The sequence below is a fragment of the Pantoea sp. V106_11 genome (assembly GCF_029967885.1).
GTDB classification, from domain to species: Bacteria; Pseudomonadota; Gammaproteobacteria; order Enterobacterales; family Enterobacteriaceae; genus Pantoea; species Pantoea ananatis.
Map to the genome: position 1 here is coordinate 84,202 of NZ_JASCAK010000027.1, position 25,981 is coordinate 110,182.

The following is a 25,981-nucleotide window of genomic DNA, read 5'->3' on the forward strand; positions in this document are numbered from 1 at the left end:
GCCCTTAAATGCAACACACAGGAAAGCCGTGGTGAAAATTCTCGTCGATGAAAACATGCCCTATGCCCGTGAACTCTTCAGCCGCACGGGCGAGGTGGTCGCTGTCCCTGGCAGGCCGCTTCCTGAAGCCCAACTGGCCGATGCCGATGGCCTGATGGTGCGTTCCGTGACCCAGGTTAACGCTGCGTTACTGCAGGACAAGCCCGTAAAGTTTGTCGGCACGGCAACCGCGGGCACAGATCATATTGACGAAGACTGGCTTGAGCAGGCGGGCATTGCCTTCTCTGCCGCGCCGGGCTGTAACGCGATCGCCGTCGTAGAGTATGTTTTTTCTGCCTTGCTGCTGCTGGCGGAGCGCGACGGTTTTCAGTTGCGCGATCGCACGGTGGGCATCGTTGGCGTCGGTAACGTGGGCGGGCGATTGCAGAAACGCCTTGAAGCCTGGGGCGTGAAAACCCTGCTTTGCGATCCGCCGCGCGCTGACCGGGGTGACAAAGAGGATTTTCACTCGCTCGATGCGCTGGTGGAACAGGCCGATATTTTAACGTTTCATACGCCGCTGTTTAAATCTGGCCCCTACAAGAGCTGGCATCTGGCCGATGCCGCGCGGCTGATGGCCCTGAAGCCCAACGCCATTCTGATTAACGCCTGCCGCGGCCCGGTGGTGGATAACGCCGCGCTGCTGGAAGTTCTGAACATGCGTCACGATCTCAGCGTGGTGCTGGACGTCTGGGAACCTGAACCGGATCTCTCCCTGGCGCTGCTGGATAAGGTGGATATCGCGACGGCCCACATTGCTGGTTACACCCTGGAGGGCAAGGCGCGCGGCACCACCCAGGTGTTTGAGGCCTGGTGTGACTTTATTGGTCAACCGCAGCAGGTGCCGCTGAGTAGCCTGCTACCGACGCCGGAATTCAGCCAGATCAGCCTGAACGGGCCGCTCGATCAGCCAACGCTGAAACGGTTAGTGCATCTGGTGTATGATGTGCGCCGCGATGATGCGCCTCTGCGAAAAGTGGCGGCAAAACCGGGCGAGTTTGACCGCCTGCGCAAACAGTATGAAGAGCGTCGCGAATGGTCATCATTACAGGTGAACTGTGATAATGAAGCCACCGCTGAGCAGCTTATTCAACTGGGCTTTAACGCTATATTATCCTCAACCTGATGGGTTCAGCCGGGTTACGCGCGGCTGAAGGTAGGGATAATTCTGAATCCCCGGGCGGTGACATCACCGCCTTCTGTTTTTATGTCATTGTCTGAGGTAAACCAACATGTCTGACGGCTGGAATATTGCGCTACTGGGCGCAACAGGCGCAGTAGGGAACGCTGTACTGGAACTACTGGCTCAACGCCAGTTCCCGGTTGGTGAATTGTATTTGCTGGCGAGCGACAACGGTGCCGGTGAAATCAAACGTTTTGAAGGACGTTCTGTGCGCGTTGAAGACGCGGCCGGGTTTGACTGGTCACAGGCGCAGCTGGCCTTTTTTGTTGCCGGTCGCGATGCATCAGAACGCTATGCCGAAGAGGCGGCGGGCGCGGGCTGTCTGGTGATCGACAGCAGCGAGCTGTTTGCCCTGTCACCGGACGTGCCGCTGGTGGTGCCGGATGTGAATCCACAGGTGCTGGCCGATTACCGTAATCGCAACATCATCAGCGTGGCGGATAATCTGGTGAGTCAACTGCTGACGGCAATCAAACCGCTGGTGGATGCGGCAGGTTTGGGCCGTTTACAGGTCACCAATCTGATCTCTGTCTCCACCCACGGCAAAGTGGCCGTGGATGCGCTGGCCGGTGAGAGTGCGCGTCTGCTGAACGGCGTGCCCGCTGACGAACACCATTTTGGCCGCCAGCTGGCCTTTAACCTTCTGCCGCAGCTGGCAGATAGCGAAGGCAGCGTAGAAAGCGAGCGCCGCCTGGTCGATCAGGTACGCAAAGTCCTGCAGGACGAGGGTTTGCCCGTGGCGGTCAGCAGCATTCAGGCGCCGGTATTTTATGGCAATGCGCAGATCGTACATATTGAAAACCTGCGCCCGCTGTCGGCGGAAGAGGCAAGGGCAGAGCTGGCGCTGGCTGCGGATATTCATCTGAGCGAAGAGGATGCGGTGCCGACGCCGGTTACCGATGCCTCGGGCAGCGATGAACTGAGCATTGGCTGTGTGCGTAACGACTACGGCATTCCTGAGCTGTTGCAGTTCTGGTCGGTGGCCGACAACGTCCGTTTCGGCGGTGCGCTGATGGCGGTGAAGACCGCTGAGAAGCTGGTTCAGGAGTACATGTACTGATGTCAGAAGGTCAGACACAAAAACTGGCTCTGGGCATCGAGTACGACGGCAGCCGCTACTATGGCTGGCAACGTCAGCAGGAAGTGCGCAGCGTGCAGGAAAAGCTGGAACGGGCGCTTTCAAAAGTGGCCGACCATCCGGTCAGCGTGTTCTGTGCCGGCCGCACCGATGCTGGCGTACACGGCACCGGCCAGGTGGTACATTTTGAAACCGTTGCGCAGCGCGCCGATGCCGCCTGGACGCTGGGCGTGAACGCCAATCTGCCAGACGATATCGCCGTACGTTGGGTCAAGGCGGTGCCGGACGACTTTCACGCGCGTTTTAGCGCAACCGCCAGGCGTTATCGCTATTTGATCTACAATCAGCGGCTCCGTCCGGCGATTCTGGGTAATGGCGTGACGCATTTTTACTATCCTCTGGATGTAGAAAAGATGCAGCGCGCCGGACAGTGCCTGCTGGGCGAGAATGATTTTACCTCTTTCCGCGCCGTGCAGTGTCAGTCGCGAACGCCGTGGCGCAACGTGATGCACCTGAACGTCACGCGCCACGGGCCTTATGTGATTGTCGATATTAAAGCCAATGCGTTTGTGCACCATATGGTGCGCAATATTGTCGGTAGTCTGATGGAAATTGGCTGCGGCAATCAGTCAGAATCCTGGATGGCGGAACTGCTGGCGGCTAAAGATCGCACGCTGGCGGCGGCAACGGCGAAAGCCGAAGGGCTTTATCTGGTGGCGGTGGATTATCCCGTGCATTTTGCTTTACCTCAGCCGGCGATGGGGCCATTGTTCCTCGCGGATTAATTAACCTTACGTACAAGGGATCGTTATGGAGTTTATCCATTTTGTGGTCGATTTTATTCTGCACATTGATGTGCATCTGGCCGAATTAGTCGCGCAGTATGGCATCTGGATCTACGCCATCCTGTTTCTGATTTTGTTCTGCGAAACGGGCTTAGTCGTCACGCCGTTTTTGCCGGGTGATTCACTGCTGTTCGTGGCAGGGGCGCTGGCCGCGTTGCCGGGTAACGATCTCAACGTGCATCTCATGGTGGCGCTATTGGTCATTGCCGCTATTCTGGGGGACGCCGTGAACTACACCATCGGCAAACTCTTTGGCGAACGGCTGTTCAGCAACCCGAACTCGAAAATTTTCCGCCGCAGCTATCTGGATAAAACCCATGCCTTTTATGCCCGGCACGGTGGGAAAACCATTATCCTGGCGCGCTTCGTGCCCATCGTGCGGACCTTTGCGCCTTTCGTCGCCGGAATGGGACACATGTCCTACCGCCACTTCGCCCTGTTTAACGTCGCGGGCGCGCTGGCCTGGGTGCTGCTGTTTTCCTATGCGGGTTATCTGTTTGGCGATTTGCCCGTGGTACAGGAAAACCTTAAGCTGCTTATCCTCGGGATTATCGTGGTGTCGATTCTGCCAGGTGTGATTGAAATCTGGCGCCATCGCCGCCAGGCTAAGCAGTAAAATTATCCCTGAGTAGCCGCGTTGCTCAGGGGTAAGACCAGATTTTTATCCACAGTCTTAATTGGTTGTGGTTTAATGAGCGACATTTACCGTCTGCTGAAGCGGTTTTCAGCAGTATCAAGACGACTGGACCAGGTCAGTTTTAAACAGAAAGGTCATCAATGAGCTGGATTGAACGCATTCTTAATAAAAGCAACATTACGCCCACAAGTCGCGCCAGTATTCCGGAAGGAGTGTGGACGAAATGCGACAGCTGTGGCCAGGTACTTTATCGTGCCGAGCTGGAGCGTAATCTTGAGGTCTGCCCTAAGTGCGACCACCACATGCGCATGCATGCCCGTGAGCGCCTGGCGAGCCTGCTCGATCAGGGCACGCTGGTTGAGCTGGGCAGCGAGCTGGAACCCAAGGATCTGTTGAAGTTCCGGGATTCCAAAAAGTATAAAGATCGTCTGGTTGCTGCACAGAAAGCCACGAATGAGAAAGATGCGCTGATCGTGATGAAAGGTCAGCTGCACGGTATGCCGGTTGTGGCGGCCGCCTTTGAATTCGCCTTTATGGGCGGCTCAATGGGATCGGTGGTTGGCGCACGTTTCGTCCGGGCTGTTGAGCAGGCGCTGGAAGATAACTGCCCGCTGATCTGCTTCTCCGCCAGTGGCGGTGCGCGTATGCAGGAAGCGTTAATGTCGCTGATGCAGATGGCCAAAACCAGTGCCGCGCTGGCGAAAATGCAGGAACGCGGTCTGCCGTATATTTCGGTGCTGACCGACCCGACCATGGGCGGCGTGTCTGCCAGCTTTGCGATGCTGGGCGATCTGAATATTGCCGAACCTAAAGCCCTGATCGGCTTTGCGGGTCCACGTGTGATTGAACAGACCGTTCGTGAAAAACTGCCGCCGGGCTTCCAGCGGAGTGAGTTTTTGATCGAGAAAGGGGCGATTGATATGATCATTCGTCGTCCGGAAATGCGCTATAAACTGGCGAGTCTGCTGGCAAAAATGATGAATCTGCCCGCACCGCTGCACGACGGTGAAGCGTTCGCACCTGCGACGAGCCATCCGGAGAGCAACGAGGCCTGACAGGAGACAGAAGGCGCGCAGGTCGCGCCTTCCACCAATGCACCGTATACCTTGCGGCTTTCATCGGGTATAAATTTGCAAAACGGGACATATGGACAATCTTCACCTTCCTCAAGCCACGTCGCCTTTGGCCACGTGGCTTTATTATCTTGAGCACCTCCACTCTCAGGCGATAGAACTGGGCCTGGATCGTATTCGCCAGGTGGCGCAAGGTCTGGACCTGCTCAAGCCTGCACCCTTCGTTTTTACCGTTGCGGGCACCAATGGCAAAGGTACCACCTGTCGCACCCTGGAAACCTTACTGATGGCAGCCGGCTATCGGGTTGGGGTTTACAGCTCGCCGCACCTTGTGCGCTACACCGAGCGCGTCCGGATTCAGGGGCAGGAACTCAGTGAAGCCCAACACAGCGCCAGTTTTGCCGATATTGAGGCCGGACGGGGTAAGGTTTCTCTGACCTACTTTGAATTTGGCACGCTGTCGGCGCTTAACCTGTTTAAGCAGGCGGGGCTGGATGTCGTCATTCTTGAAGTCGGGTTGGGCGGTCGGCTGGACGCGACCAATATTGTCGATGCGGATGTCGCGGTGATTACCAGTATCGCGCTGGATCATACCGACTGGCTTGGCCCGGACCGTGAAAGTATTGGCCGGGAAAAAGCCGGTGTCTTCCGCCAGGCGAAACCCGCCGTGGTCGGTGAACCTGATATGCCTGCCACAATTGCTCAGGTTGCCCGTGAAAAAGGTGCGCGGTTAATGCAGCACGGGCGCGACTGGCACTATCATCAGCAGGCAGAGAGCTGGTCGCTGCGCGATGCGCAAGGCGAGCTGCATGATTTACCGCTGCCTCAGGTGCCGTTGCCAAATGCGGCTACCGCACTGGTGGCGCTGCGCGCCTCCGGGCTGAACGTGAGCGATGCAATCATTCGTGCGCATCTGCCGCTGGCGATTTTACCGGGACGCTTTCAGACCATCAGCGAATCCCCACGGGTGATTCTGGACGTTGCCCACAATCCGCATGCGGCGACCTATCTGGCCTCGCGACTGGCTGCATTGCCGCAAAGCGGACGCGTCCATGCGGTTGTGGGGATGCTGCACGATAAAGACATTGCCGGCACTCTGGCGGCCCTGGCACCTCAGGTGGACTGCTGGTATTGCGCACCCTTGGCCGGTCCGCGCGGTGCCAGCGCGGAGCAGCTCATGGCGCACGTAACGTCCGCTCAGGCATTTACGGATGTTGAACAGGCCTGGCACCAGGCGCGCCAGCAGGCGGAAGCGCAGGATATTATTCTGGTCTGCGGCTCTTTCCTGACGGTGGCGCAGGTTATGGAATCGATTGAAACGGAGAAAGGACGTGGCGAGTAAGTTTCAAAACCGTTTAGTCGGTACCGTTATTCTGGTGGCCGTCGGCGTGATCGTATTGCCGGGGCTGCTGGATGGTAAGAAAAAACATTATAAAGAAGAATTTGCCGCGATCCCGCTGGTGCCCAAACCCGATGACCAGCAGGACAGCGAAATGGTGCCGCCGGTGACGCAGTCGCTGCCTGCGCATCCGCCAGCAGGCGCAGGCAGTGCGGTCAGCCATTCTGATACGGATGATGATGCCGCCGCCGAGGGCAGCAGTCAGCCCGAGCAAAGTAGCGAACCGAGCGTGGTCTCACCGCCACCGGTCCATTCGTCTCCGGCCACGACAGCGCCGAAAGCCAGGCCGGTTGAGCCAACCCGACCCAAACAGGTTGAGCAGGCTAAACCGAAGTCGGTCGAGCAGACGCAGAGCAAACCGGTAGAAAAAACCAAACCGGTTGAGCAGGCTAAGCCTGTTGAAAAAACCAAACCGGCCGAGCAGTCGCAGCCGGCGGAAAAAACCGCGCCTGCGGAGCAGCCCAAAGAAACGCAGCCTGCCGGTCAGGCTTACGTTGTTCAGTTAGGCGCACTCAAGAACGCCAGCAAGGTTAACGAGATTGTGGCGAAACTGCGCCTGTCGGGTTACCGGGCCTATACCGTGCCGTCTACGCCCGTGCAGGGGCAAATCACCCGCATTTATGTGGGGCCGGATGCGTCAAAAGCGAAGATGCAGGCGGCCGTCGGCGAGCTGAAGAACGTTTCAGGCTTGAGCGGCGTGGTTAAGTCTTACAGCGCCCGCTAAAGCGCCGATTGGCGCTGCCGATAGAAATAACAGGCAGCGCCAATCGGGATGAGAACGGCAGTGCCTGACCCGGCTTGACGCTAAATTTCTGACAACTTTTCAGCCTGTTAGCGGGGTGAAAATGACACAGGCGAAGACGGATTTTTTCATCGCCTTTTTTATGGATGCAGAACCTGAAAACCTCTACGCAAACGTTTTCTTTTTCTGTTAGAATGCGCCCCGAACTGGAAGCAGGGGTGCAATGGCACTGGCGCTGGAAGAGTTCATGATCTGGATTGATTACGTCATTATTGCGGTAGTTGGTTTTTCGGCTTTGGTCAGCCTGGTTCGAGGGTTTGTCCGCGAAGCCTTATCTCTTGTTACCTGGGGATGCGCGTTTTTTGTCGCCAGTCATTACTATGCCTACCTTGCAGTCTGGTTCACAGGTTTTGACGACGAACTGGTTCGTAACGGAATCGCGATTGCGGTGCTGTTCATCGCGACCCTGATTGTGGGCGCAATCGTGAACTACGTTATCGGCTCGCTGGTTGAGAAAACTGGCCTGTCGGGAACCGATCGGGTATTAGGCGTTTGTTTCGGGGCATTGCGTGGTGTGCTCATCGTGGCCGCTCTGCTGTTCTTCCTGGATACATTCACGGGCTTTTCAAAGAGCCCGGACTGGCAGCAGTCTCAACTTATTCCCGAGTTCAGTTCTATAATCAGGTGGTTTTTTGACTACCTGAAAAGCACGTCGAGTTTTTTGCCCCGGTGAGACCACCGGGCGTACGGCTTAATGAGGAAATGACAACATGTGCGGTATTGTCGGTATCACCGGTTTCATGCCGGTCAACCAGTCGATCTATGACGCGTTAACGGTGCTCCAGCACCGTGGGCAGGATGCCGCAGGCATTTGTACCATCGATGCGCTGAACTGCTTCCGCCTGCGTAAGGCTAATGGTCTGGTCAGCGATGTTTTCGAAGCGCGTCATATGCAACGTTTACAAGGCAACATGGGGATTGGTCACGCACGCTATCCTACCGCGGGCAGCTCCAGCGCTTCTGAAGCCCAGCCATTCTACGTTAACTCGCCGTACGGTATTTCCCTTGCCCATAACGGTAACCTGACCAATGCCCACGAGCTGCGTAAGCAGCTGTTCGAAAAAGGCCGCCGTCACGTTAATACCACCTCCGATTCTGAAATCCTGTTGAATATCTTTGCGCAGGAACTGGATCGTTTTCAGCACTATCCGCTGGAAGCCGATAACGTGTTTGCCGCCATCGCTGCCGTCCACCAGCAGGTGCGTGGCGCCTATGCCGTGGTGGCGATGATCATCGGTCACGGCATGGTCGCCTTCCGCGATCCTAACGGCATTCGGCCACTGGTGCTGGGCAAACGCGTCATTGCCGATGGCCGTACCGAGTACATGGTCGCCTCCGAAAGCGTCGCGCTGGATACCCTGGGTTTTGAATTTATCCGTGACGTGGCACCGGGTGAAGCGGTTTACATCACTGAGCAGGGGCAGCTTTCAACCCGTCAGTGTGCCGAAAACCCAAAAAACAATCCTTGCCTGTTCGAATACGTCTATTTTGCGCGTCCGGACTCCTTCCTGGATAAGATTTCGGTCTACAGCGCCCGCGTGCGCATGGGCACCAAGCTGGGTCAGAAGATCGCCCGCGAGTGGGAAGATCTGGATATCGACGTGGTGATTCCCATTCCGGAAACCTCGATGGATACCGCGCTGGAAATCGCCCGCATCCTTGATAAGCCTTACCGTCAGGGGTTTGTGAAAAACCGCTACGTGGGCCGCACCTTTATCATGCCGGGACAGCAACTGCGCCGCAGCGCCGTTCGCCGCAAGCTCAACGCTAACCGCGCTGAGTTTCGCGATAAGAACGTGCTGCTGATTGATGACTCAATTGTTCGTGGCACCACCTCCGAGCAGATTATCGAGATGGCGCGAGAGGCGGGCGCGAAAAAGGTCTATCTTGCGTCTGCCGCGCCGGAAGTGCGCTTTCCTAACGTCTACGGCATTGATATGCCCAGCGCGACCGAGCTGATTGCCCACGGCCGTGAAGTGGAAGAGATTCGCCAGATTATCAAAGCAGATGCGCTGATTTTCCAGGATCTCGATGACCTTATCGAAGCCGTACGGGAAGAGAACCCGGATATCGTGCAGTTTGAGTGCTCCGTCTTTAACGGCATCTACGTGACGAAAGACGTCGATCAGGGCTATCTTGAATATCTGGAATCCCTGCGTAACGACGATGCGAAAGCCATCGCCCGTCAAAACGAAGTCGAAAACCTCGAGCTGCATAACGAAGGGTAAGCGAACCTGAATGCAAAAAGGAGGGCGGGATTTATCCCGCCCTCTGTGTTTTCTGCCGGTCTGCGCTATTATGGTGCACTTTGCCACTGCAAGGTTGAACGATGAAACGACTCATTATTGGTATTTCGGGCGCAAGCGGCGTGATCTATGGCGTCCGGCTATTGCAGGTCTTGCAGCAGATCAGCGACGTGGAAACCCATCTGATCATCAGCCATGCGGCACGTCAGACGCTGAGCCTGGAAAGCGACTACAGCCTGCGGGACGTCCAGGCGCTGGCAGACGTGGTTCATGACGTGCGGGACATTGCCGCCAGTATCTCCTCCGGGTCGTTCAAAACGTTGGGCATGGTGATCCTGCCGTGCTCAATGAAAACCCTGTCCGGTATTGTTCACAGCTACAGCGATTCGCTGCTGACGCGCGCAGCAGACGTGGTGCTGAAAGAGCAGCGTAAACTGGTCCTGTGCGTACGTGAAACCCCGCTGCATATTGGTCATCTGCGCATGATGACGACCGCGGCCGAACTGGGGGCCATCATCATGCCGCCGGTGCCGGCGTTTTACCACCGCCCAACCACTATCGAGCAGCTTGTCGATCAGACCGTTAATCGGGTCATTGATCAGTTTGATATTGAACTACCGCAGGACTTGTTTGTGCGCTGGCAAGGTGCATAAGCGTGTTCTTTCGCCCTTCTTTGGTGCAGAAACGCGGGAGCGATCACTGTTCCTGCATTTCTTGAACTAAAAGTTCACAACATCGCTTTTTCTCTGCGACATCACTGATATATTCCTTTCACAAACCCAGTCTTTTCGTCACCAAACGGGCGGCTGGGCAGACGGCAAAACTGCAGAACTGGCATGAAACATGCACAGGAAAAGGCAGTGTTCGTCGCAAACACACATCATGCATCACATAACAATAAGCAATTTACTTGAGGGTAATCTATGAAGAAGCGTGTTCTGGCTCTTTCTTTAATGTTGGGCCTGTCCAGTGCGGCCAGCGTATTTGCAGCAGTACCGACCTCGATTCGTGTCGGCACTGACCCAACATATCCGCCGTTTGAGTCGAAAAACGCGCAAGGACAGCTGGTTGGTTTTGATATCGACCTGGCTAACGAAATCTGTAAACGTATCCAGACCAAGTGTACCTATGTAGAAAGCGATTTTGATGCGCTGATTCCGTCGCTGAAAGCGAAGAAAATCGATGCCATCATCTCCTCGCTGTCCATCACCGCTAAACGTCAGGAAGAGATTGCGTTCTCAGACAAACTGTATGCCGCTAACGCACGCTTAGTCGCGCCGAAAGGATCAAAAATCGAGCCGACGCCTGAGGCGCTGAAAGGCAAGAACATCGGCGTGCTGCAGGGCACTACTCAGGAAACCTACGCGAATGAGTACTGGCGTCCAAAAGGCGTAACCGTAACGCCTTATGCCAACCAGGATCTGGTCTATCAGGATCTGACCGCCGGCCGCATTGACGCCGCCTTCCAGGACGAAGTTCAGGCCGCCGAAGGCTTCCTGAAACAGCCTGTCGGTAAAAGCTATGCGTTCGCAGGTCCGGCCGTGAAAGACGATAAAATCTTCGGTGTCGGAACCGGTATGGGATTACGTAAAGACGATACCGAGTTGAAAGCGGCCATCGATAAAGCATTTGAATCAATGCGTAAAGACGGTACCTACGACAAAATTGCGAAGAAATACTTTAATTTCAACGTGTACGGTGACTGATCTGTCGTCCTCGCCTCTGTTGTTCGCATAACAGAATAAGCCCTGGGTTGTCCCGATCTCTCTGATCGGAGCAACCCTGTGTCATCGGCTATGCGAGAACAGAAGCTGCGCTGCCCGTCTGCACGACGGCGCAGCGTCGTTTCCACCCCACGACAGGACCTTTTCCATGTTGTATGGCTACTCTGATGTCATTTTAAAAGGCACGCTGGTTACGCTTGAGCTCGCCCTGAGCTCGGTGCTGCTGGCGGTGATCCTGGGTCTGATTGGCGCAGGCGCGAAGCTGTCGCGCAATCGCCTGCTGTCACTGATTTTTGAGGGCTACACGACGCTGATTCGTGGCGTGCCCGACCTCGTTCTGATGCTGCTGATTTTCTACGGCCTGCAGATCGCTCTCAACCATCTCACCGATGCGCTTGGCCTGGCCCAGTTCGATATCGATCCCATGGTGGCTGGCATCATCACCCTGGGCTTTATCTATGGCGCCTATTTTACCGAAACCTTCCGTGGCGCCTTTATGGCGGTGCCAAAAGGGCAGATTGAAGCCGCCACGGCGTTTGGTTTTACCGGTTCGCAGGTTTTCCGCCGTATCCTGTTCCCTGCGATGATGCGCTACGCGCTGCCCGGCATCGGTAATAACTGGCAGGTGATCCTGAAAGCCACGGCGCTGGTTTCCCTGTTGGGGCTGGAGGATGTGGTAAAAGCCACGCAGCTGGCAGGTAAAAGCACCTGGCAGCCGTTTTATTTTGCTATCGTGGCGGGCGTGATTTATCTGGTCTTTACCACCTTGTCTAACGGCATTCTCTGGTGGCTCAATCGCCGCTACACGGTCGGCGTGAAGAGGGCGGAGCTATGATCGAGATTATTCACGAATACTGGAAGTCGCTGCTCTGGACCGACGGTTATCGCTTCACAGGCGTGGCGATTACGCTATGGCTGCTGATTGTCTCGGTCGTACTGGGCGGCTGCATGGCCGTGTTGCTGGCGATTGCGCGTGTATCACCCAATCGTTTTATCAGCCTGCCGGTGTGGCTCTTTACCTATGTGTTTCGCGGTACGCCACTCTATGTGCAACTGCTGGTGTTCTATTCCGGCATGTATACGCTGGAAATCGTGAAAGGCACAGAGCTACTGAATGCGTTTTTCCGCAGCGGCCTGAACTGTACGCTACTGGCATTTACCCTTAATACCTGCGCTTACACCACGGAAATTTTTGCCGGGGCGATTCGTGCCGTGCCACACGGTGAAATCGAAGCGGCGCGAGCCTATGGCTTCTCGACCTTTAAACTGTATCGCTGCATTATTTTGCCTTCTGCACTGCGCACGGCCTTACCGGTTTACAGCAACGAAGTCATACTCATGCTGCACTCTACCGCACTGGCCTTTACCGCAACCGTGCCTGATTTGCTGAAAATCGCCAGGGACATTAACGCGGCAACCTATCAGCCCTTTACCGCGTTCGGCATTGCGGCCGTGTTATACCTGATTATTTCTTACGTGCTGATTAGCCTGTTTCGTCTTGCGGAACGTCGCTGGCTGGCGCACGTGAAACCTTCTTCATCGCATTGAGTAAGACTATGGCTGATAACAAATTAAGCGTCACCGACCTGCATAAACGTTACGGTGAACATGAAGTATTAAAAGGTGTGTCATTGAACGCCAATGCGGGCGATGTCATCAGTATTATTGGCTCGTCGGGTTCCGGGAAAAGTACCTTTCTGCGCTGTATTAACTTCCTCGAAAAGCCGAGTGAAGGCACCATTGTGGTCAACAACACCGCTATTACCCTGGTACGCGATACGGACGGCCAGCTGAAGGTGGCAGACAAGGAGCAGCTGCGCCTGCTTCGTACCCGTCTGACCATGGTCTTTCAGCATTTCAACCTGTGGAGCCACATGACGGTGCTGGAAAACGTTATGGAAGCGCCGATTCAGGTGCTGGGCCTGAGTAAAGCGCAGGCACGTGAGCGCGCGATTACTTATTTGAACAAGGTCGGCATCGACGAGCGGGCGCAGGGAAAATATCCCGTCCATCTCTCGGGAGGGCAGCAGCAGCGCGTCTCCATTGCCCGCGCGCTGGCGATGGAGCCGGAGGTGCTGTTATTTGATGAGCCCACCTCAGCCCTGGATCCTGAGCTGGTCGGTGAGGTGCTGCGTATTATGCAGAAGCTGGCCGAAGAGGGAAAAACCATGGTGGTGGTCACGCACGAAATGGAATTTGCCCGTCACGTCTCCAGCCACGTCATTTTCCTGCATCAGGGGAAAATTGAGGAGCAGGGGCCACCGGCTGAATTATTTGGTCAGCCCAAGAGCCCGCGCTTACAGCAGTTCCTGAAGGGATCGCTTAAGTAGGCAAGCTATCGGTTATTCAGCAGGCGCACGGCGGTGGCTTCATCGGTCACCAGGCCCGATATCCAGCCGCCGTTCAACGCCGCCTGAATAGCGGCATATTTTCGCTCCCCGCCGGCAAAGCCGATGATATTGCGCGTCGTCTGGCTTTCCAGCGCCACGCTGGTTAACAGCGCATCGGTTTCCCCTAACACGCGTTCGCCCTGCTGATTGAAGAAATGACCGAGCATTTCCCCGACCACGCCGCGCGCATTCAGCGCCTGCACCTGGCTGTCTGTGATAAAGCCTTCGGCATGGAGCGGGCAGCCGGGATTGACCTCCCCAATTCCCAAAAAGGTGACGTGGGCCTGTCGTGCACGGTTGACCACGCGCTGATAGACCTGATGCCGGCACCACATCTGCTTATCGTCTGGACTGTCGGCGAACAGCGGGGCGGGAATGAAGAAATACTTGCCCTGCATTTTTTCAGACAGCTTAAGCGGCACGTCGTAGCGGGTGCCTGAATCGTCGCGGGCGATGGCCCCAATCATGGAAACACAGTGATGCTGCGGTCGTTCAACCCAGGGAAGCGCATCAATAATGGCACGCAGGGTTTTCCCCGAACCGATGCCAAACACCTGCGGCTCGTCGTTATTGATAAACTGCGACATCACCTCTGCGCCTTCTACCGCCAGCATTTGCTGTATGGCATTGTCGTCCAGATCGCCGGAAGGCACCACGCGGCAGTGCTGCAGGCCAAATTTCTCCTGCACGTCGTGCGCCAGACGCAGGCAGTGCGTCACGGGGTGGGCGATCTTTACGCTGACCATGCCCATTTCACGCGCACCGGAAATCAAACGCTGGGCCACCTGGCGCGACAATCCCAGTGCCCGGGCGATCTCCTGCTGTGTTAACCCAGCGACGTAATACATCCAGGCGGCACGTGCCGCCAACTCCTGTTTCTTCTCTTCTTTGTTCATTGCGCCATTCCCTTCTCTGCGGATCGCCATTTTATCGCGCAATCTGTTTAAAAGCCTATCAGGGCAAAAGCTCAATTAACGGGCCAATGTCTTAAATGTGAAATTAATCACAGAACCTTGACGTTACCTCTGATTAACATATGTGCATCGGGCAAATGCCCTTAATTTAAACAAATGCCTAAAGAGGTCATGATGACACCATCAGTTTGGATGCATATCGGCGCAGGCTCTTTCCATCGTGCCCATCAGGCATGGTATCTGCACCGCCTGATGCAGCAGGGCGACAGCCGCTGGCATATCGCGCTGGGCAATATCCGCGATGACGCAACGCCGTTGCTGACGCAGCTAACCGCCCAGCAAGGGGAATATGTGCTGGAGACGGTCACGCCTGAGGGCGAGCGTCACTACGAGACCATTACCTCCATTCGGCAGGTTCTGCCGTGGGACAAAGAGATCAGCGCGCTGGTGCAGCAGGGCGCCGATCCATGCACCCGGGTAATCGCCTTCACCGTGACCGAAGCGGGTTACTATTTAACACCGGAACATGAGCTTGACCTGCAGCAGCCCGATATTCAGGCGGATCTGAATGGCGAGGCGCGAACCTTGTATGGCGCGCTGGCGCGTATCCTGACGGCACGCGTCGTCAACGGTGGGGCGCCCGTGACCCTGTTGAACTGCGACAATCTGCGCCACAACGGTGAGCGTTTCCGTCAGGGTTTTTTGGCCTTCCTTGCGGCAAAAGGGGCAGGTGAGCTGGCCGCCTGGGTGCGTGACAACACCACCTCGCCGAATACCATGGTGGATCGAATCACCCCGCGTCCCACGCCTGACGTCGCGGAGCGCGTTCAGGCGGCAACCGGTAAAGATGATGCGGTGCCGGTGATGGCGGAGTCCTTTATCCAGTGGGTGATCGAAGACGATTTTATTGCCGGGCGTCCGGCGCTGGAGCAGGTGGGCGTCGAGCTGGTCGAGTCGGTGTTGCCCTGGGAAGAAGCCAAGATTCGTATTCTTAACGCCACCCACAGCGCCATTGCCTGGGCGGGCACGCTTATCGGTTTGCTTTACATTGATGAAAGCACCCGTCAGAAAGCCATCCACCAGATGGCATGGGAATATGTCTCACAGGATGTCATACCTTCACTTTCACCCAGCCCGCTCAACCTGGCGGAGTATCGGGATGTTGTCCTGTCCCGCTTTAGCAATCCGTGGATAAAAGATACCAACCAACGTGTGGCGGCTGACGGTCTGTCAAAAATTCCCGCCATGGTGACGCCGACGCTACGGGAATGCTATCAGCGCGGCACGCCGCCTGCGGCCAGCCTGGTGCTCCCGGCGCTGTTCTATCTGTTTTTGCAACGCTGGGCCAGTGGCGAGCTGCCTTATGACTATCAGGATGGCGTGCTGCAACCTGAAGTGGTACAGCAGTGGTTTGCCCATGCCGATCCGTTACAGGCTTACATGACCCAGACGTCCCTGTTTGCTGAGCTGGCCACATCACAGGATTTTCATGCGCGGCTTAGCACCACCGTCGCCGGGCTGGAAACGTGGCAAGTCCAGCCAGAACAACCGCTGGCCGTGGTTTAGGGGGCGAATATGTATCTGGGTATCGATATCGGCACCTCTGAGCTTAAAGCGCTGATCGTGAATGCGCAGGGCGAGATCGTGGCATCGGAACATGCCGCCCTGGCCGTGCAGCGCCCCCATCCGCACTGGGCAGAGCAGGACCCGCATGACTGGTGGCGCGCCTGCCATCAGGTCATCACGCGTCTGCGTCAGCAGGCACCTCTGGCCTGGTCTGCGATAGAGGCGATTGGGCTGTCAGGACAAATGCACGGAGCGGTGCTGCTGGATGAGCAGGGTGAGGTTTTACGGCCCTGCATTCTGTGGAATGACACGCGCAGCGCGGCAGAATGCCACTGGCTGGGTCAGCATCATCCCGAAATCATGCACATTAGCAGCAACATGATCATGCCGGGCTTCACGGCCCCAAAGCTGTGCTGGGTGGCCCGGCACGAGCCTGACTGCTTTCGTCGCATTAGCAAAGTGTTATTGCCAAAAGATTACCTGCGCTGGCGCCTGACCGGGCGCTTTGTCACCGATCCCTCGGATGCCGCAGGCACCTTATGGCTGGACGTCGCCAAACGCGACTGGTCAGCGGCACTGCTGTCCGCAACGGGAATGCGTCGTGACCAGATGCCTGCACTCGTCGAAGGGAATGCCGTCAGCGGCACGTTACGGCCGGCGATTGCCGACGAATGGGGGCTCTCCTCGTCGGTCATCATTGCAGGCGGCGGCGGGGATAATGCCACCTCGGCGGTTGGCGTGGGCGCCGTGAATCCTGGCGATGCGTTTATTTCACTTGGCACCTCTGGCGTCATCTTTGTGGTTAATGACCGGCTGCAGGCCGATCCGCAGTCAGGCGTGCACGCTTTCTGCCATGCGCTGCCTGACCGCTGGCACCAGATGAGCGTCATGCTCAGCGCCGCAAGCTGCCTGCGCTGGCTGTGCCAGTTGCTCTCGGTCAGTGAAAACCAACTGCTGGAAGAGATTGCTGCGCTGGGTCCGGCACAAAAACAGCAGGCCCCGCTTTTCTTGCCTTATCTCTCTGGAGAACGTACCCCGCACAACGATCCTGATGCGACGGGCGCGTTTTTTTATCTGCGGCACGAAACCCAGCGTGCCTTACTGGGCTATGCGGTGCTCGAAGGCGTAGCCTTTGGCCTGGCCGACGGCCTGACCGTCTTAGGGGAAGGACGGCGTGCCATTACCCAGTTCAGCCTGACCGGCGGCGGCGCGCGCAGCAGCCTGTGGGCGCAACTGATCGCCGATGTGCTGACGCTGCCTGTCGTGACGCATCCCGCCAGCGCATCCGGTGCACTGGGCGCGGCGCGCCTGGCCTGGCTGGCTAAGGGCGGTGATGAAGCGCAGGTGTGTCTTAAACCCCCGATACAGGCGCGCTTCCTGCCCAATCCTGAGGTTCGTCAGGGGCTGCAGCAACGGCTGGCTCAGTTCCGTGAGCTTTACCGTCAACACTCTCAGTCCCGTTCGCTGGCCTGATTAACCTGTAACCAAACAGAGAAGGACGATCGTCATGCACTCTACTGCGTACTGGTTTGGCTTGCCCAAACATCTGATCTGGGGATTTGTCGCCATCGCTGTTTTTATGGCAGGTGACGGTTTTGAGATGGCGTTCCTGTCACGTCATATTACCGATATGGGATTCACGCCGGGGCAGTCGGCGCTGGTGTTTACCTTTTACGGTTTAGCGGTGGCGCTGGCCGCCTGGGCATCCGGTGTGGTGGCGGAACTGATTACGCCGCAGCGCGCTATGCTGATCGGTTTTATCTTGTGGGTTGTCATGCACGCCCTGTTTATGAGCCTGGGGCTGGGGATGCGCAATTATCCTCTTATGCTGCTGTTTTACGGTATCCGTGGCCTGGCCTATCCGCTGTTTATCTACTCATTTATGTTGCTGCTGGTGCAGGTGCTGCCACGGGAACGGCTGGCGGCTGCCACGGGCTGGTTCTGGGCTATGTATTCGGTAGGCATCGGCGTGGTCGGGAGCTATCTGCCCAGCCTGATCATTCCTTCCATTGGTGAAACCGGCACGCTCTGGCTGGCGATTGGCTGGGTAACCTGCGGCGGCTTGCTGGCCTATTTTAGCCTGCGCAACGTGCCGGTCGATCGTTCTCGCGTCAACTTACCCCTGCGGGAAAAAATGACGGAAATGTCGCGTGCGGTGACTATCCTGTTCACCAACCAGCATGTGTTTTACGCCTGTCTGATCCGCATTATTAATACGCTGTCGCTGTTTGGCTTTGCCATCATTATGCCGCTGCTGTTTGTGGATCGGCTTGGGTTTACGCTCTCAGAGTGGCTGCAGATTTGGGCGGTGTTCTTTTTCGTCACCATTTTTACCAATATCTTCTGGGGCATCATGGGTGAACGTATTGGCTGGATTCGCCAGGTGCGCTGGTTTGGCTGCCTCGGCATGGCGATCTCCAGCCTGGCGTTCTATTACCTGCCTGTCTATGCCGGTCACAATTTCCTGGTCGCCCTGATTCCTGCCGTGATGCTGGGCATTTTCGTGGCGGCCTTTGTGCCCATGACGGCGGTTTTCCCTACGCTGGAGCCCCATCATCAGGGCGCGGCCGTCTCGGTGTATAACCTGTCCGCAGGCATGAGCAATTTTGTTGCGCCCGCCATCGCCTCCATGATGCTGCCGTTCTTTGATATCGTCGGCGTGGTATGGGCTTACACCTGCCTGTATGTGTTTGCCGGTGTGCTGACGTTTATCATCCGCGTACCGCAACCGAATCACGGCGCGCTGCGTTCCACGGTGAAGTCGAAAACCGCGGTCACCTCTCAGTAAAAAAGGGAAGGGGAGCGAGTGCTCCCCTGATCCTCAGCTTTTCACCACATCCTGTAATGCATTCTGCAGCTCATACCAGCGGAAGCGAAAACCCGACGCCTCCAGCCGTTTTGGCAGCACATGTTGCCCACCCAGCACCAGTACAGACGATTCTCCCATCATCAGCTTGATCGCACTGGCGGGCGTGCGCATGAAAGCCGGGCGGTGCATCACCTCACCCAGGGTAGCGGCAAACTGCTCATTGCGCACGGCGTAGGGCGCAACCATGTTAAAAGGGCCGCTACAGGCATCATCGTCGAGCAGCCACAGAATGCCGCTGACCATGTCATCAATGTGGATCCACGGCATATACTGTTTGCCGCTGCCAATCGGGCCACCAATTCCCAGCTTAAACGGCAGTTTCATTTTACTCAACGCGCCGCCTTCTCGCGTCAGCACGACGCCGGTACGCAGCAGGCAGACGCGGGTGCGCTCACTCTGCGCGGTCAGCGCCAGCTGTTCCCAACGGGCGCAAAGTTCGTGGGTAAACTCGTTCTGTCCGGGATCGTCCTCGGTTAGTACCACGTCGCCCGTGTTGCCATAAAAGCCCGTTGCCGATCCCGAAATCAAGACGCGCGGTGGCGTGGTACTGGCGTTAATCAGGGAGGCAATGCGCTCCGTTATCTGCCAGCGGCTCTCGCACAGCTGCCGTTTGTGGGCCTCTGTCCAGCGTTTATCCGCGATGGGTTCACCGGCCAGGTTGATAACGGCATCCACGCCATCCAGCGAGTGCTGTTGCGCCAGGCCTGACCAGAGCGCGATATCTTCCCCCAGCATGTCTCGTGCAGCGGCAACGTCGCGCGTGACCACGCTGACCGTGTCGCCACGCTGTTGCAGACGTGGAATAAGATGGCGGCCAATAAGCCCGGTTCCACCGGTAATTAAGATATGCATAGTGCGGCTCCGTCTGAATTTTTATTTTTTGCTTACTTCATCATAGAAGAGTCGTACCCGTGTGGCGTGAGCCGCTTCGTAATTTAGTCAGTTGAGCGCAAACATCGGACCAGCGCCTGGTTGTTTTCAGAAATAAAAATCGGTAAAGATGATGCACCCCTGTCAGCTATTTGAGGTAGCAGATGAATTACCCCTCCATCACCCTGTGGTCAGATTCATCTTTCTTTAGTCCTTATGTCATGTCGGCTTATGTTGCGCTCAGCGAAAAAGGGGTGCCTTTTAGCGTAAAGCGTATCGATTTATCGCAAAACCAGCAGCGTGCTGAGGCCTATCGCGATCTGTCCTTAACCTGCCGCGTCCCGACCTTACAGGTCGATGACTTTATGCTGAGTGAATCATCGGCCATCTGCGAATACCTCGAAGAGCGTTTTGCTGCCCCTGAATTTGAACGCCTCTATCCCAAAGATCGCGAGAAACGCGCCCGCGCCCGGCAAATTCAGGCCTGGCTGCGCAGCGATCTGATGCCCATTCGCCAGGAGCGCCCTACCGAGGTGTTATTTGCCGGTGAGCGCTTTGCGCCCTTGTCGCCTGCAGCCGTTGAGGCCGCCGAAAAACTGATTGCCGCTGTTCAGCGCCTGTTGCCAGAACGTCAGCAAAATTTATTTGGTGAGTGGTGCATTGCAGATACCGATTTGGCTGTCATGCTTAATCGACTGGCGCTGCATGGCGATACCTTGCCTGCACGTTTGCAGCACTATGCTGAGTTTCAATGGCAGCGGGCATCAGTACAGTTATGGCTAACGGAAAGCGGCAAAAATCGCTAGCGATCGGCGCTTGCTCAAGTTGTCATAAGTGATTACCTTACGACACACTATGATATAGGTGTGGCAAACAGCGCGTGCATAAAGACACGCTAAACAGGAAAGGGTTACGGATGGTGGATCAAACTGCTGGTGGCGAAATCGAATGGGTCGATATCGTAAGCGAAGAGAATGAAGTCGTTGCACAGGCCACGCGTGCGCAGATGCGCGCGCAATGCTTACGTCACCGCGCGACCTATATCGTGGTTCATGACGGTATGGGGAAAATACTGGTTCAGCGCCGTACTGAAATCAAAGATTTTATGCCAGGCAAACTGGATGCGACGGCTGGCGGCGTAGTGCAGAGTGGCGAAGACATGCTTGAATCGGCGCGGCGTGAAGCCGAAGAGGAGCTGGGCATTGCGGATGTGCCTTTTGCAGAACATGGCAAATTCTATTTTGAAGATGAGCATTGCCGCGTCTGGGGGGGATTATTCAGCTGTGTGTCGCACGGCCCCTTTGCTATGCAGGAAGAAGAAGTGGATGAAATTTTCTGGATGACCCCGGATGAAATCACCGCCCGCTGTGATGAGTTTACCGATGATTCACTCAAAGCCTTATCCCTTTGGCTGAGCCGCAACAACGAAAACAGTCACTGATACCTTCTGTTAGCTTTGCGGGCGGTCGTGGCCGTTCGCAAAGCGGGCACGCGGCGTTGATCGCCGCCTCATTCGCCTGATGATCAACTTCCCGCCTTTAGTGGAACGCCGTTTGCGCTCAACGACGTGGCGCGTGCCGTAGAACATGCGGCACAGCATGCTGGCCCGTTTCAACAAACTGTGGTGGTACCGCCCGTTCAGCCCCTGACGTGATTTTGCCCATGACCAGGCTGACAGGGGCTGGGTGCGCACTGTCCAGATCAGACAACCGCCCACACGTTAACCCTGTGGGCGGTTTAACAACCTGAACCGGTTTGCTGACTGTTATCTAAACCGGCTGTGGCTGGCGCATCTTTTCCCCGCGCCGCCGCAGGACTTCCATGACGATCAGTAACAGGAGCGAAGCCGCAATCATGATTGTGGCGGCGGCCGCGATAGTGGGATCGAGGTTTTCACGAATACCGGCAAACATTTGAATCGGCAGCGTCCGCTGCGTTGGGCTGGCAAGAAACAGCGTCACGACAACTTCATCAAATGAGGTGGCAAACGCGAACAGTGCCCCGGAAAAAACGCCCGGTGCAATCAGCGGCAGGGTGACTTTTCGAAACGCCAGCAGCGGAGAGGCACCGAGGCTGGCAGCGGCCCGCGTCAGATTGGTGTCGTAGCTTTTCAGTACGGCGACCACTGTGATCACCACAAAAGGAACGCCCAACAGGGCATGGGCTAACACCAGCCCGAGGTAGCTGTTCAGCAGTGACAGTTTGGCAAAGAAGAAAAACATGCCAACGGCGATGATCACGACGGGCGCCACCATGGGAGAGATAATGATTGCCATCACCAGACCTTTGCCGCGAAACTCGCCGCGCACCAGGCCCATGGCGGCCAGCACGCCCAGTACGCTAGCCAGTAGCGTGGCTAGCGGCGCAACCAGCAGGCTGTTCATTAACGCACCTATCCACTCCTTCGAGTGAAAAAAGGCCTCGTACCAGCGCAGCGAAAAGCCACTTAGCGGATAGCTCAGAAACGAACTTTCGTTAAACGACAGCGGCACAATGACCAGAACAGGCACAATCAAAAACAGCAGTGCCGCTGCGCCGTAAAAATTAAACAGGTAACGCCAGACCCGCAGCAACGTCGAACCTTGTTGTTTCATCATTTGCTCCTTAACGTACTGCCGCCTCGGATGACGTCCGGGTGACACGTGAATACACCACATACAGCAACGTCACGATAATCAGCAACTGGCTCCCCAGGGCGGCGGCCATGCCCCAGTTCATGGTGCTGTTGGTAAAAAAGGCGACAAAGTAGCTGACCATTTGATCGTCCGGCCCGCCCAACAGCGCTGGCGTAACGTAATAGCCAATCGCCATCATGAACACCAGCAGCGCGCCTGCGGTCATCCCGGCATAGGTCTGCGGGACATAGACGCGCCAGAAGGCCACAAAGGGATGGGCACCCAGCGACACGGCCGCCCGGACATAGCTGGGAGAAATCCCTTTCATGACGGCATACAAGGGCAGCACGATGAAGGGCAGCAGGATATGTGTCATAGAGATGTACACGCCGACCCGGTTGAACACCAGCGTGAGCGGACTGTCGATGAGCCCTGTCGCCATCAGCGTCCGGTTAATTAATCCTCCTGACTGCAGCAGGACAATCCAGCTGGCGGTACGCACGATCAATGAGGTCCAGAAGGGCAACAGCACCATAATCATTAGCAGGTTGGCGCGGTTGGACGGCTGCTTCGCCAGCCAGTAGGCCAGCGGATAGCCCAGGCCCACGCACAGCAAGGTGACCACGGTCGCCATCCACAGCGTACGTAGCAGAACGTTCACATAAAGCGCCTGATCGGGGGACTGCGCGACGATGTCGCCGGTCTTTGCATCAACCTTGTGGTCAAACACTGACAGCAGGTAATAACTGGTATAGGGTTTGGCTACGCGCTTGAGGGTTTGCCAGGTAGACAGCTCGCCCCACAGGGGCTGCTTATCAATGAGGGTGGCTTTGACGTTAACCCCATCCTCGGGGGCCTGGCGGGGCACGGCCAGGATCAGGCGACGAAACGCATTGTCTTCATAACTCAATCGCTTCGCAATGCCAGAGATCTGGCCCTGCTCGCGCGCCGCGCTGACTTCCTTCGCCAGCGTGGCAAACAGGCTTTCATCCGGCAGCGCCTTGCCGTTCCATTTAGCCAGGGCCTGGCTGGTTTGCGGAAGTGCGTCGTGAAGCTCAGGGTTATTGACGCTCATACTGAGAATAGAGCCGATGGGGAACAAAAAGCACACCACGACGAAAATCAGTAACGGAGCAACTAAAAACAGGGAGCGTTGTGTTTTTAACCAACCTGCCCGGTTAAATTGCTGGCGCAGACTGAACGCGCCTTCCGTACGTCTGACGGGCGCTGAATTCATCACGGGGTTTTGACTCATGCCGATCTCCTGAAAGGGGGCTGCCGGAGCGGGTCCGGCAGTGGGTTATTTCGCGGCCCAGGCGTTAAAACGCTGTTCCAGCTCTTCGCCATGTTCCAGCCAGAATGTGGCGTTAACCTGAACGGCTTTGGCCATGTTTTCCGGAGCCGTTGGCAACTGAGCCAGACGATCGGCCGTCAGCAGTTTGCCTGCCTTGATATTGGCGGGGCCATAAGGAATATTTTCGGCATACACTTTTTGGTTCTCGGGCTGCAGCGAGAAGGCGATAAATTTCTCTGCCAGCGCTTGGTGCTTTGAGCCTTTCACAATCGCCCAGTTATCGAAGTCGTACAGGTTACCGTCCCAGACGATTTTGAAATTATGACCTTCTGCCTGAGCGGTGCCGATGCGGCCGTTATAGGCCGATGCCAGCGTCACGTCGCCTGAAACCAGCCACTGCAGGGGCTGCGCTCCCGATTCCCACCACTGAATATTCGGCTTTAGCTCATCCAGTTTCCTGAAGGCACGATCGACGCCCGCCGGGGTTGCCAGCACCTTGTAAACGTCTTCTCGCTTCACGCCGTCCGCCATCAGCGCGATTTCCAGCGTGTATTTCGCGCTCTTACGCAGGGCGCGTTTGCCGGGGAATTTTTTCACATCCCAAAAATCTGCCCAACTGGTGGGGGCGGTTTTGAGCTTGTTGCCATCGTAGGTCAGTACGGTAGACCAGACGAAGAAGCCCGCACCACATTCGCTCACGCTCCCCTTTGCAAAGTCGGCTTTGTTGCCTAACTTGCTCCAGTCCAGGGTTTCAAACAGCCCTTCTTCACAGTCCCGCTCCAGTTCCGGGGTTTCAAGTTCTACAACATCCCAGCCGACCTGTTTGGTTTCAACCATTGCGCGGATGCGTGCCATTTCGCCGTTATATTCACCGGCTTCAATGCTGTCCTTCCCCGAGGCCATGAAAGGCTTATAAAACGCTTTATCCTGTGCGTCCTTGTTGGTGCCCCCAAAGGACACCACCGTAAGATTTTCGGCCTGTGCCTGGATGGCCACCGCTGCCAGAACCAGTGCCGCTATGTTTTTCATCATCCCCGAACTCCTGAATTATTATGTTCAGGCAGATTCCTCTGCCCGGTGTTTGCCTTGCAATCATGATGCCAGGGGCTGACCCGCAGCGGAACGTGCGGTGCGTCAGCCCGCGAAACCTAATACTTGCCCAGGATACGGTTCAGCAGATTCAGTGCCGTGCGGAACTGCGCATCCGGAATGGTGAGAGGGTAGAGGAAACGAATAACGTTGCCGTGTACGCCGCAGGTGAGCAGCAGCAACCCTTCGTCCAGCGCCTCTTGCTGAATAGCTTTGGCGATGTCTGCGCTGGGTTGGCCTTCGCTGTTGGTGAATTCAGCCGCGATCATAGAACCGCGACCGCGCACCTCTGCCAGCGCACTACAGCCTGCGCCCTGCAGCGTTTCCGTCAGTTGCCCGCCTAACAGCAGGGCGCGCTCGCACAGGTTTTCATCGCGAATGACCTCCAGCACGGCCAGCGCAGCGGCAATGGCCGGTGGGCTTCCTGCATAGGTGCCACCCAGGCCGCCGGGCAGGGGCGCATCCATTACGTCAGCCCGCCCTGAAACCGCCGATAGCGGCATACCGCCCGCCAGGCTTTTTGCCATGGTGATCAGGTCTGGCTGCACGTCAGGATAGTATTCACTGGCAAACAGCTTGCCGGTGCGGGCAAAACCACTTTGGATTTCATCGGCGATCAGCAGAATGCCATGTTGATCGCACAGCGTGCGCAGGGCGGTCACAAACGCTGGCGGCGCGACATTGAAGCCGCCTTCACCTTGAATGGGTTCATAGATAATGGCCGCAACCTGTTGCGGGCTGATATCGCAGCGGAAAATGGTTTGTAAACTCTCCAACGCATCATCGACGCTACAGCCATGCAGTGCATTCGGGTAGCGGGCGTGAAATACTGAGCTGGCAAAGGGGCCGAAACCGGTTTTGTAGGGGACCACTTTGCCCGTCAGCGACATCGTCATGTTGGTGCGGCCGTGAAAGGCCCCCGTAAAGGCGATGACGCCGGGACGGCCGGTTGCCGCGCGGGCAATTTTGACCGCGTTCTCAACGGCTTCTGCGCCGGTGGAGAAAAAGGTGGTCTTGGCGGGGCCGCTTACCGGCACCAGCGCATTCAGTTTTTCCGCCAGGGCAATATAATTTTCGTAAGGCACAACCTGAAACGCGGTGTGGGTAAAATGATCGAGCTGTTCTTTGATGGCGGCGATCACTTTGGGATGACGATGTCCGGTATTCAGCACGGCAATGCCTGCGCTGAAATCGATAATTTCACGGCCCTGGTGATCCCATAACGTAGCGTTTTCTGCTTTCACCGCATAGAAATCGCACATCACGCCCACGCCGCGCGGCGTAGCATTGAGACGACGGACCTGCACTTCACTGTTACTCATAACGCGACCTCATGGTGTTTGTTGCC

25 protein-coding genes are annotated in these 25,981 nt (G+C 56.5%); 19 read left to right on the plus strand and 6 right to left on the minus strand.

Annotated features, from left to right (window positions below; translation table 11 throughout):
* The first annotated feature begins 31 nt into the window (after window positions 1-31).
* From pdxB to hisP, 14 genes are all read left to right on the plus strand, one after another.
* Window positions 32-1,165 carry a 4-phosphoerythronate dehydrogenase PdxB gene (gene pdxB / locus QLG08_RS10345; RefSeq protein ID WP_033775293.1) on the plus strand — a complete coding sequence of 378 codons (1,134 nt, stop codon included), beginning with the start codon at window positions 32-34 and terminating at the stop codon, window positions 1,163-1,165.
* 106 nt (window positions 1,166-1,271) lie between these two features.
* Window positions 1,272-2,282 carry an aspartate-semialdehyde dehydrogenase gene (locus QLG08_RS10350; RefSeq protein WP_014594188.1) on the plus strand — a complete coding sequence of 337 codons (1,011 nt, stop codon included), beginning with the start codon at window positions 1,272-1,274 and terminating at the stop codon, window positions 2,280-2,282.
* Window positions 2,282-3,085, plus strand: coding sequence for a tRNA pseudouridine(38-40) synthase TruA (truA, locus tag QLG08_RS10355; RefSeq protein WP_013026548.1), 804 nt, complete (start codon window positions 2,282-2,284; stop codon window positions 3,083-3,085). The genes QLG08_RS10350 and truA overlap by 1 nt, the downstream gene beginning before the upstream one ends.
* Before the next feature lie 25 nt (window positions 3,086-3,110).
* Entirely contained in the window at window positions 3,111-3,761 is a 651-nt protein-coding gene (locus QLG08_RS10360) for a DedA family protein (RefSeq protein ID WP_013026547.1), read from the plus strand.
* Between the two features lie 161 nt (window positions 3,762-3,922).
* Window positions 3,923-4,837 (plus strand): acetyl-CoA carboxylase, carboxyltransferase subunit beta, encoded by a 915-nt coding sequence (gene accD, locus QLG08_RS10365; protein WP_013026546.1) that lies wholly within the window; start codon window positions 3,923-3,925, stop codon window positions 4,835-4,837.
* 91 nt (window positions 4,838-4,928) lie between these two features.
* Window positions 4,929-6,197 carry a bifunctional tetrahydrofolate synthase/dihydrofolate synthase gene (folC, locus tag QLG08_RS10370; RefSeq protein WP_064374133.1) on the plus strand — a complete coding sequence of 423 codons (1,269 nt, stop codon included), beginning with the start codon at window positions 4,929-4,931 and terminating at the stop codon, window positions 6,195-6,197.
* Window positions 6,187-6,978, plus strand: a complete 792-nt coding sequence (gene dedD, locus QLG08_RS10375; RefSeq protein WP_015699833.1) for a cell division protein DedD — start codon at window positions 6,187-6,189, stop codon at window positions 6,976-6,978. Before folC ends, dedD begins: the two co-directional genes overlap by 11 nt.
* Before the next feature lie 265 nt (window positions 6,979-7,243).
* Window positions 7,244-7,729, plus strand: a complete 486-nt coding sequence (gene cvpA / locus QLG08_RS10380) for a colicin V production protein (RefSeq protein WP_026021019.1) — start codon at window positions 7,244-7,246, stop codon at window positions 7,727-7,729.
* A 37-nt stretch (window positions 7,730-7,766) separates the two neighbouring features.
* Window positions 7,767-9,284, plus strand: coding sequence for an amidophosphoribosyltransferase (gene purF, locus QLG08_RS10385; protein ID WP_013026542.1), 1,518 nt, complete (start codon window positions 7,767-7,769; stop codon window positions 9,282-9,284).
* 101 nt (window positions 9,285-9,385) lie between these two features.
* A complete protein-coding gene (locus QLG08_RS10390) occupies window positions 9,386-9,955 on the plus strand; it encodes a UbiX family flavin prenyltransferase (protein WP_013026541.1) in 570 nt (189 codons plus the stop codon).
* Between the two features lie 270 nt (window positions 9,956-10,225).
* Window positions 10,226-11,008, plus strand: a complete 783-nt coding sequence (argT, locus tag QLG08_RS10395) for a lysine/arginine/ornithine ABC transporter substrate-binding protein ArgT (RefSeq protein ID WP_014594186.1) — start codon at window positions 10,226-10,228, stop codon at window positions 11,006-11,008.
* Between the two features lie 166 nt (window positions 11,009-11,174).
* Entirely contained in the window at window positions 11,175-11,861 is a 687-nt protein-coding gene (locus QLG08_RS10400) for a histidine ABC transporter permease HisQ (RefSeq protein ID WP_014594185.1), read from the plus strand.
* Window positions 11,858-12,574, plus strand: coding sequence for an ABC transporter permease (locus QLG08_RS10405; protein WP_014594184.1), 717 nt, complete (start codon window positions 11,858-11,860; stop codon window positions 12,572-12,574). Before QLG08_RS10400 ends, QLG08_RS10405 begins: the two co-directional genes overlap by 4 nt.
* 8 nt (window positions 12,575-12,582) lie before the next feature.
* Window positions 12,583-13,356, plus strand: coding sequence for a histidine ABC transporter ATP-binding protein HisP (gene hisP / locus QLG08_RS10410; RefSeq protein WP_019106010.1), 774 nt, complete (start codon window positions 12,583-12,585; stop codon window positions 13,354-13,356).
* Between the two features lie 5 nt (window positions 13,357-13,361).
* Here the strand turns inward: hisP and QLG08_RS10415 are convergent, their stop codons facing one another.
* Window positions 13,362-14,312: a sugar-binding transcriptional regulator gene (locus tag QLG08_RS10415; protein ID WP_014605367.1), complete on the minus strand. Its 951-nt coding sequence runs from the start codon at window positions 14,310-14,312 to the stop codon at window positions 13,362-13,364.
* A gap of 192 nt (window positions 14,313-14,504) precedes the next feature.
* Between QLG08_RS10415 and dalD the strand changes: the two genes are divergently transcribed.
* The 3 genes from dalD to QLG08_RS10430 are packed head-to-tail and all read left to right on the plus strand — an operon-like array spanning window position 14,505 to window position 18,684.
* Window positions 14,505-15,896, plus strand: a complete 1,392-nt coding sequence (dalD, locus tag QLG08_RS10420) for a D-arabinitol 4-dehydrogenase (RefSeq protein ID WP_014605368.1) — start codon at window positions 14,505-14,507, stop codon at window positions 15,894-15,896.
* A 9-nt stretch (window positions 15,897-15,905) separates the two neighbouring features.
* Entirely contained in the window at window positions 15,906-17,369 is a 1,464-nt protein-coding gene (gene xylB, locus QLG08_RS10425; protein WP_014605369.1) for a xylulokinase, read from the plus strand.
* A gap of 34 nt (window positions 17,370-17,403) precedes the next feature.
* Entirely contained in the window at window positions 17,404-18,684 is a 1,281-nt protein-coding gene (locus QLG08_RS10430; RefSeq protein WP_013026533.1) for an MFS transporter, read from the plus strand.
* 33 nt (window positions 18,685-18,717) lie between these two features.
* On the opposite strand, the gene QLG08_RS10435 is transcribed toward QLG08_RS10430, so the two are convergent.
* Window positions 18,718-19,617 (minus strand): TIGR01777 family oxidoreductase, encoded by a 900-nt coding sequence (locus QLG08_RS10435; RefSeq protein ID WP_014605370.1) that lies wholly within the window; start codon window positions 19,615-19,617, stop codon window positions 18,718-18,720.
* Window positions 19,618-19,799: 182 nt separating this feature from the next.
* Here QLG08_RS10435 and yfcF point away from each other — a divergent pair, with 182 nt between their 5' ends.
* The gene (gene yfcF, locus QLG08_RS10440; protein ID WP_015699839.1) at window positions 19,800-20,441 is read left to right on the plus strand and encodes a glutathione transferase; all 642 of its coding nucleotides are present in this window, start codon (window positions 19,800-19,802) and stop codon (window positions 20,439-20,441) included.
* A 110-nt stretch (window positions 20,442-20,551) separates the two neighbouring features.
* On the plus strand, window positions 20,552-21,076 hold the full coding sequence (yfcD, locus tag QLG08_RS10445; RefSeq protein WP_014594178.1) for an NUDIX hydrolase YfcD: 525 nt from the start codon (window positions 20,552-20,554) through the stop codon (window positions 21,074-21,076).
* Between the two features lie 328 nt (window positions 21,077-21,404).
* Here yfcD and QLG08_RS10450 read toward each other — a convergent pair whose 3' ends face one another.
* From QLG08_RS10450 to QLG08_RS10465, 4 genes are all read right to left on the minus strand, one after another.
* Window positions 21,405-22,229 (minus strand): ABC transporter permease, encoded by an 825-nt coding sequence (locus QLG08_RS10450; RefSeq protein WP_014605373.1) that lies wholly within the window; start codon window positions 22,227-22,229, stop codon window positions 21,405-21,407.
* Window positions 22,230-22,239: 10 nt separating this feature from the next.
* A complete protein-coding gene (locus QLG08_RS10455; protein ID WP_014594175.1) occupies window positions 22,240-23,505 on the minus strand; it encodes an ABC transporter permease in 1,266 nt (421 codons plus the stop codon).
* 45 nt (window positions 23,506-23,550) lie between these two features.
* Window positions 23,551-24,576, minus strand: coding sequence for an extracellular solute-binding protein (locus QLG08_RS10460; protein ID WP_282472901.1), 1,026 nt, complete (start codon window positions 24,574-24,576; stop codon window positions 23,551-23,553).
* Window positions 24,577-24,692: 116 nt separating this feature from the next.
* On the minus strand, window positions 24,693-25,955 hold the full coding sequence (locus QLG08_RS10465) for a 4-aminobutyrate--2-oxoglutarate transaminase (RefSeq protein WP_013026526.1): 1,263 nt from the start codon (window positions 25,953-25,955) through the stop codon (window positions 24,693-24,695).
* Between the last annotated feature and the right edge of the window lie 26 nt (window positions 25,956-25,981).

What these genes read in the sequence shown, in the direction of transcription:
- QLG08_RS10350 (WP_014594188.1), top strand. Translation starts at nt 1,272, where the DNA reads ATGTCTGACGGCTGGAATATTGCGCTACTGGGCGCAACAGGCGCAGTA.
- truA (WP_013026548.1), top strand. Translation starts at nt 2,282, where the DNA reads ATGTCAGAAGGTCAGACACAAAAACTGGCTCTGGGCATCGAGTACGAC.
- QLG08_RS10360 (WP_013026547.1), top strand. Translation starts at nt 3,111, where the DNA reads ATGGAGTTTATCCATTTTGTGGTCGATTTTATTCTGCACATTGATGTG.
- accD (WP_013026546.1), top strand. Translation starts at nt 3,923, where the DNA reads ATGAGCTGGATTGAACGCATTCTTAATAAAAGCAACATTACGCCCACA.
- folC (WP_064374133.1), top strand. Translation starts at nt 4,929, where the DNA reads ATGGACAATCTTCACCTTCCTCAAGCCACGTCGCCTTTGGCCACGTGG.
- cvpA (WP_026021019.1), top strand. Translation starts at nt 7,244, where the DNA reads ATGATCTGGATTGATTACGTCATTATTGCGGTAGTTGGTTTTTCGGCT.
- purF (WP_013026542.1), top strand. Translation starts at nt 7,767, where the DNA reads ATGTGCGGTATTGTCGGTATCACCGGTTTCATGCCGGTCAACCAGTCG.
- QLG08_RS10390 (WP_013026541.1), top strand. Translation starts at nt 9,386, where the DNA reads ATGAAACGACTCATTATTGGTATTTCGGGCGCAAGCGGCGTGATCTAT.
- argT (WP_014594186.1), top strand. Translation starts at nt 10,226, where the DNA reads ATGAAGAAGCGTGTTCTGGCTCTTTCTTTAATGTTGGGCCTGTCCAGT.
- QLG08_RS10400 (WP_014594185.1), top strand. Translation starts at nt 11,175, where the DNA reads ATGTTGTATGGCTACTCTGATGTCATTTTAAAAGGCACGCTGGTTACG.
- QLG08_RS10405 (WP_014594184.1), top strand. Translation starts at nt 11,858, where the DNA reads ATGATCGAGATTATTCACGAATACTGGAAGTCGCTGCTCTGGACCGAC.
- hisP (WP_019106010.1), top strand. Translation starts at nt 12,583, where the DNA reads ATGGCTGATAACAAATTAAGCGTCACCGACCTGCATAAACGTTACGGT.
- QLG08_RS10415 (WP_014605367.1), bottom strand. Translation starts at nt 14,312, where the DNA reads ATGAACAAAGAAGAGAAGAAACAGGAGTTGGCGGCACGTGCCGCCTGG.
- dalD (WP_014605368.1), top strand. Translation starts at nt 14,505, where the DNA reads ATGACACCATCAGTTTGGATGCATATCGGCGCAGGCTCTTTCCATCGT.
- xylB (WP_014605369.1), top strand. Translation starts at nt 15,906, where the DNA reads ATGTATCTGGGTATCGATATCGGCACCTCTGAGCTTAAAGCGCTGATC.
- QLG08_RS10430 (WP_013026533.1), top strand. Translation starts at nt 17,404, where the DNA reads ATGCACTCTACTGCGTACTGGTTTGGCTTGCCCAAACATCTGATCTGG.
- QLG08_RS10435 (WP_014605370.1), bottom strand. Translation starts at nt 19,617, where the DNA reads ATGCATATCTTAATTACCGGTGGAACCGGGCTTATTGGCCGCCATCTT.
- yfcF (WP_015699839.1), top strand. Translation starts at nt 19,800, where the DNA reads ATGAATTACCCCTCCATCACCCTGTGGTCAGATTCATCTTTCTTTAGT.
- yfcD (WP_014594178.1), top strand. Translation starts at nt 20,552, where the DNA reads ATGGTGGATCAAACTGCTGGTGGCGAAATCGAATGGGTCGATATCGTA.
- QLG08_RS10450 (WP_014605373.1), bottom strand. Translation starts at nt 22,229, where the DNA reads ATGAAACAACAAGGTTCGACGTTGCTGCGGGTCTGGCGTTACCTGTTT.
- QLG08_RS10455 (WP_014594175.1), bottom strand. Translation starts at nt 23,505, where the DNA reads ATGAGTCAAAACCCCGTGATGAATTCAGCGCCCGTCAGACGTACGGAA.
- QLG08_RS10460 (WP_282472901.1), bottom strand. Translation starts at nt 24,576, where the DNA reads ATGATGAAAAACATAGCGGCACTGGTTCTGGCAGCGGTGGCCATCCAG.
- QLG08_RS10465 (WP_013026526.1), bottom strand. Translation starts at nt 25,955, where the DNA reads ATGAGTAACAGTGAAGTGCAGGTCCGTCGTCTCAATGCTACGCCGCGC.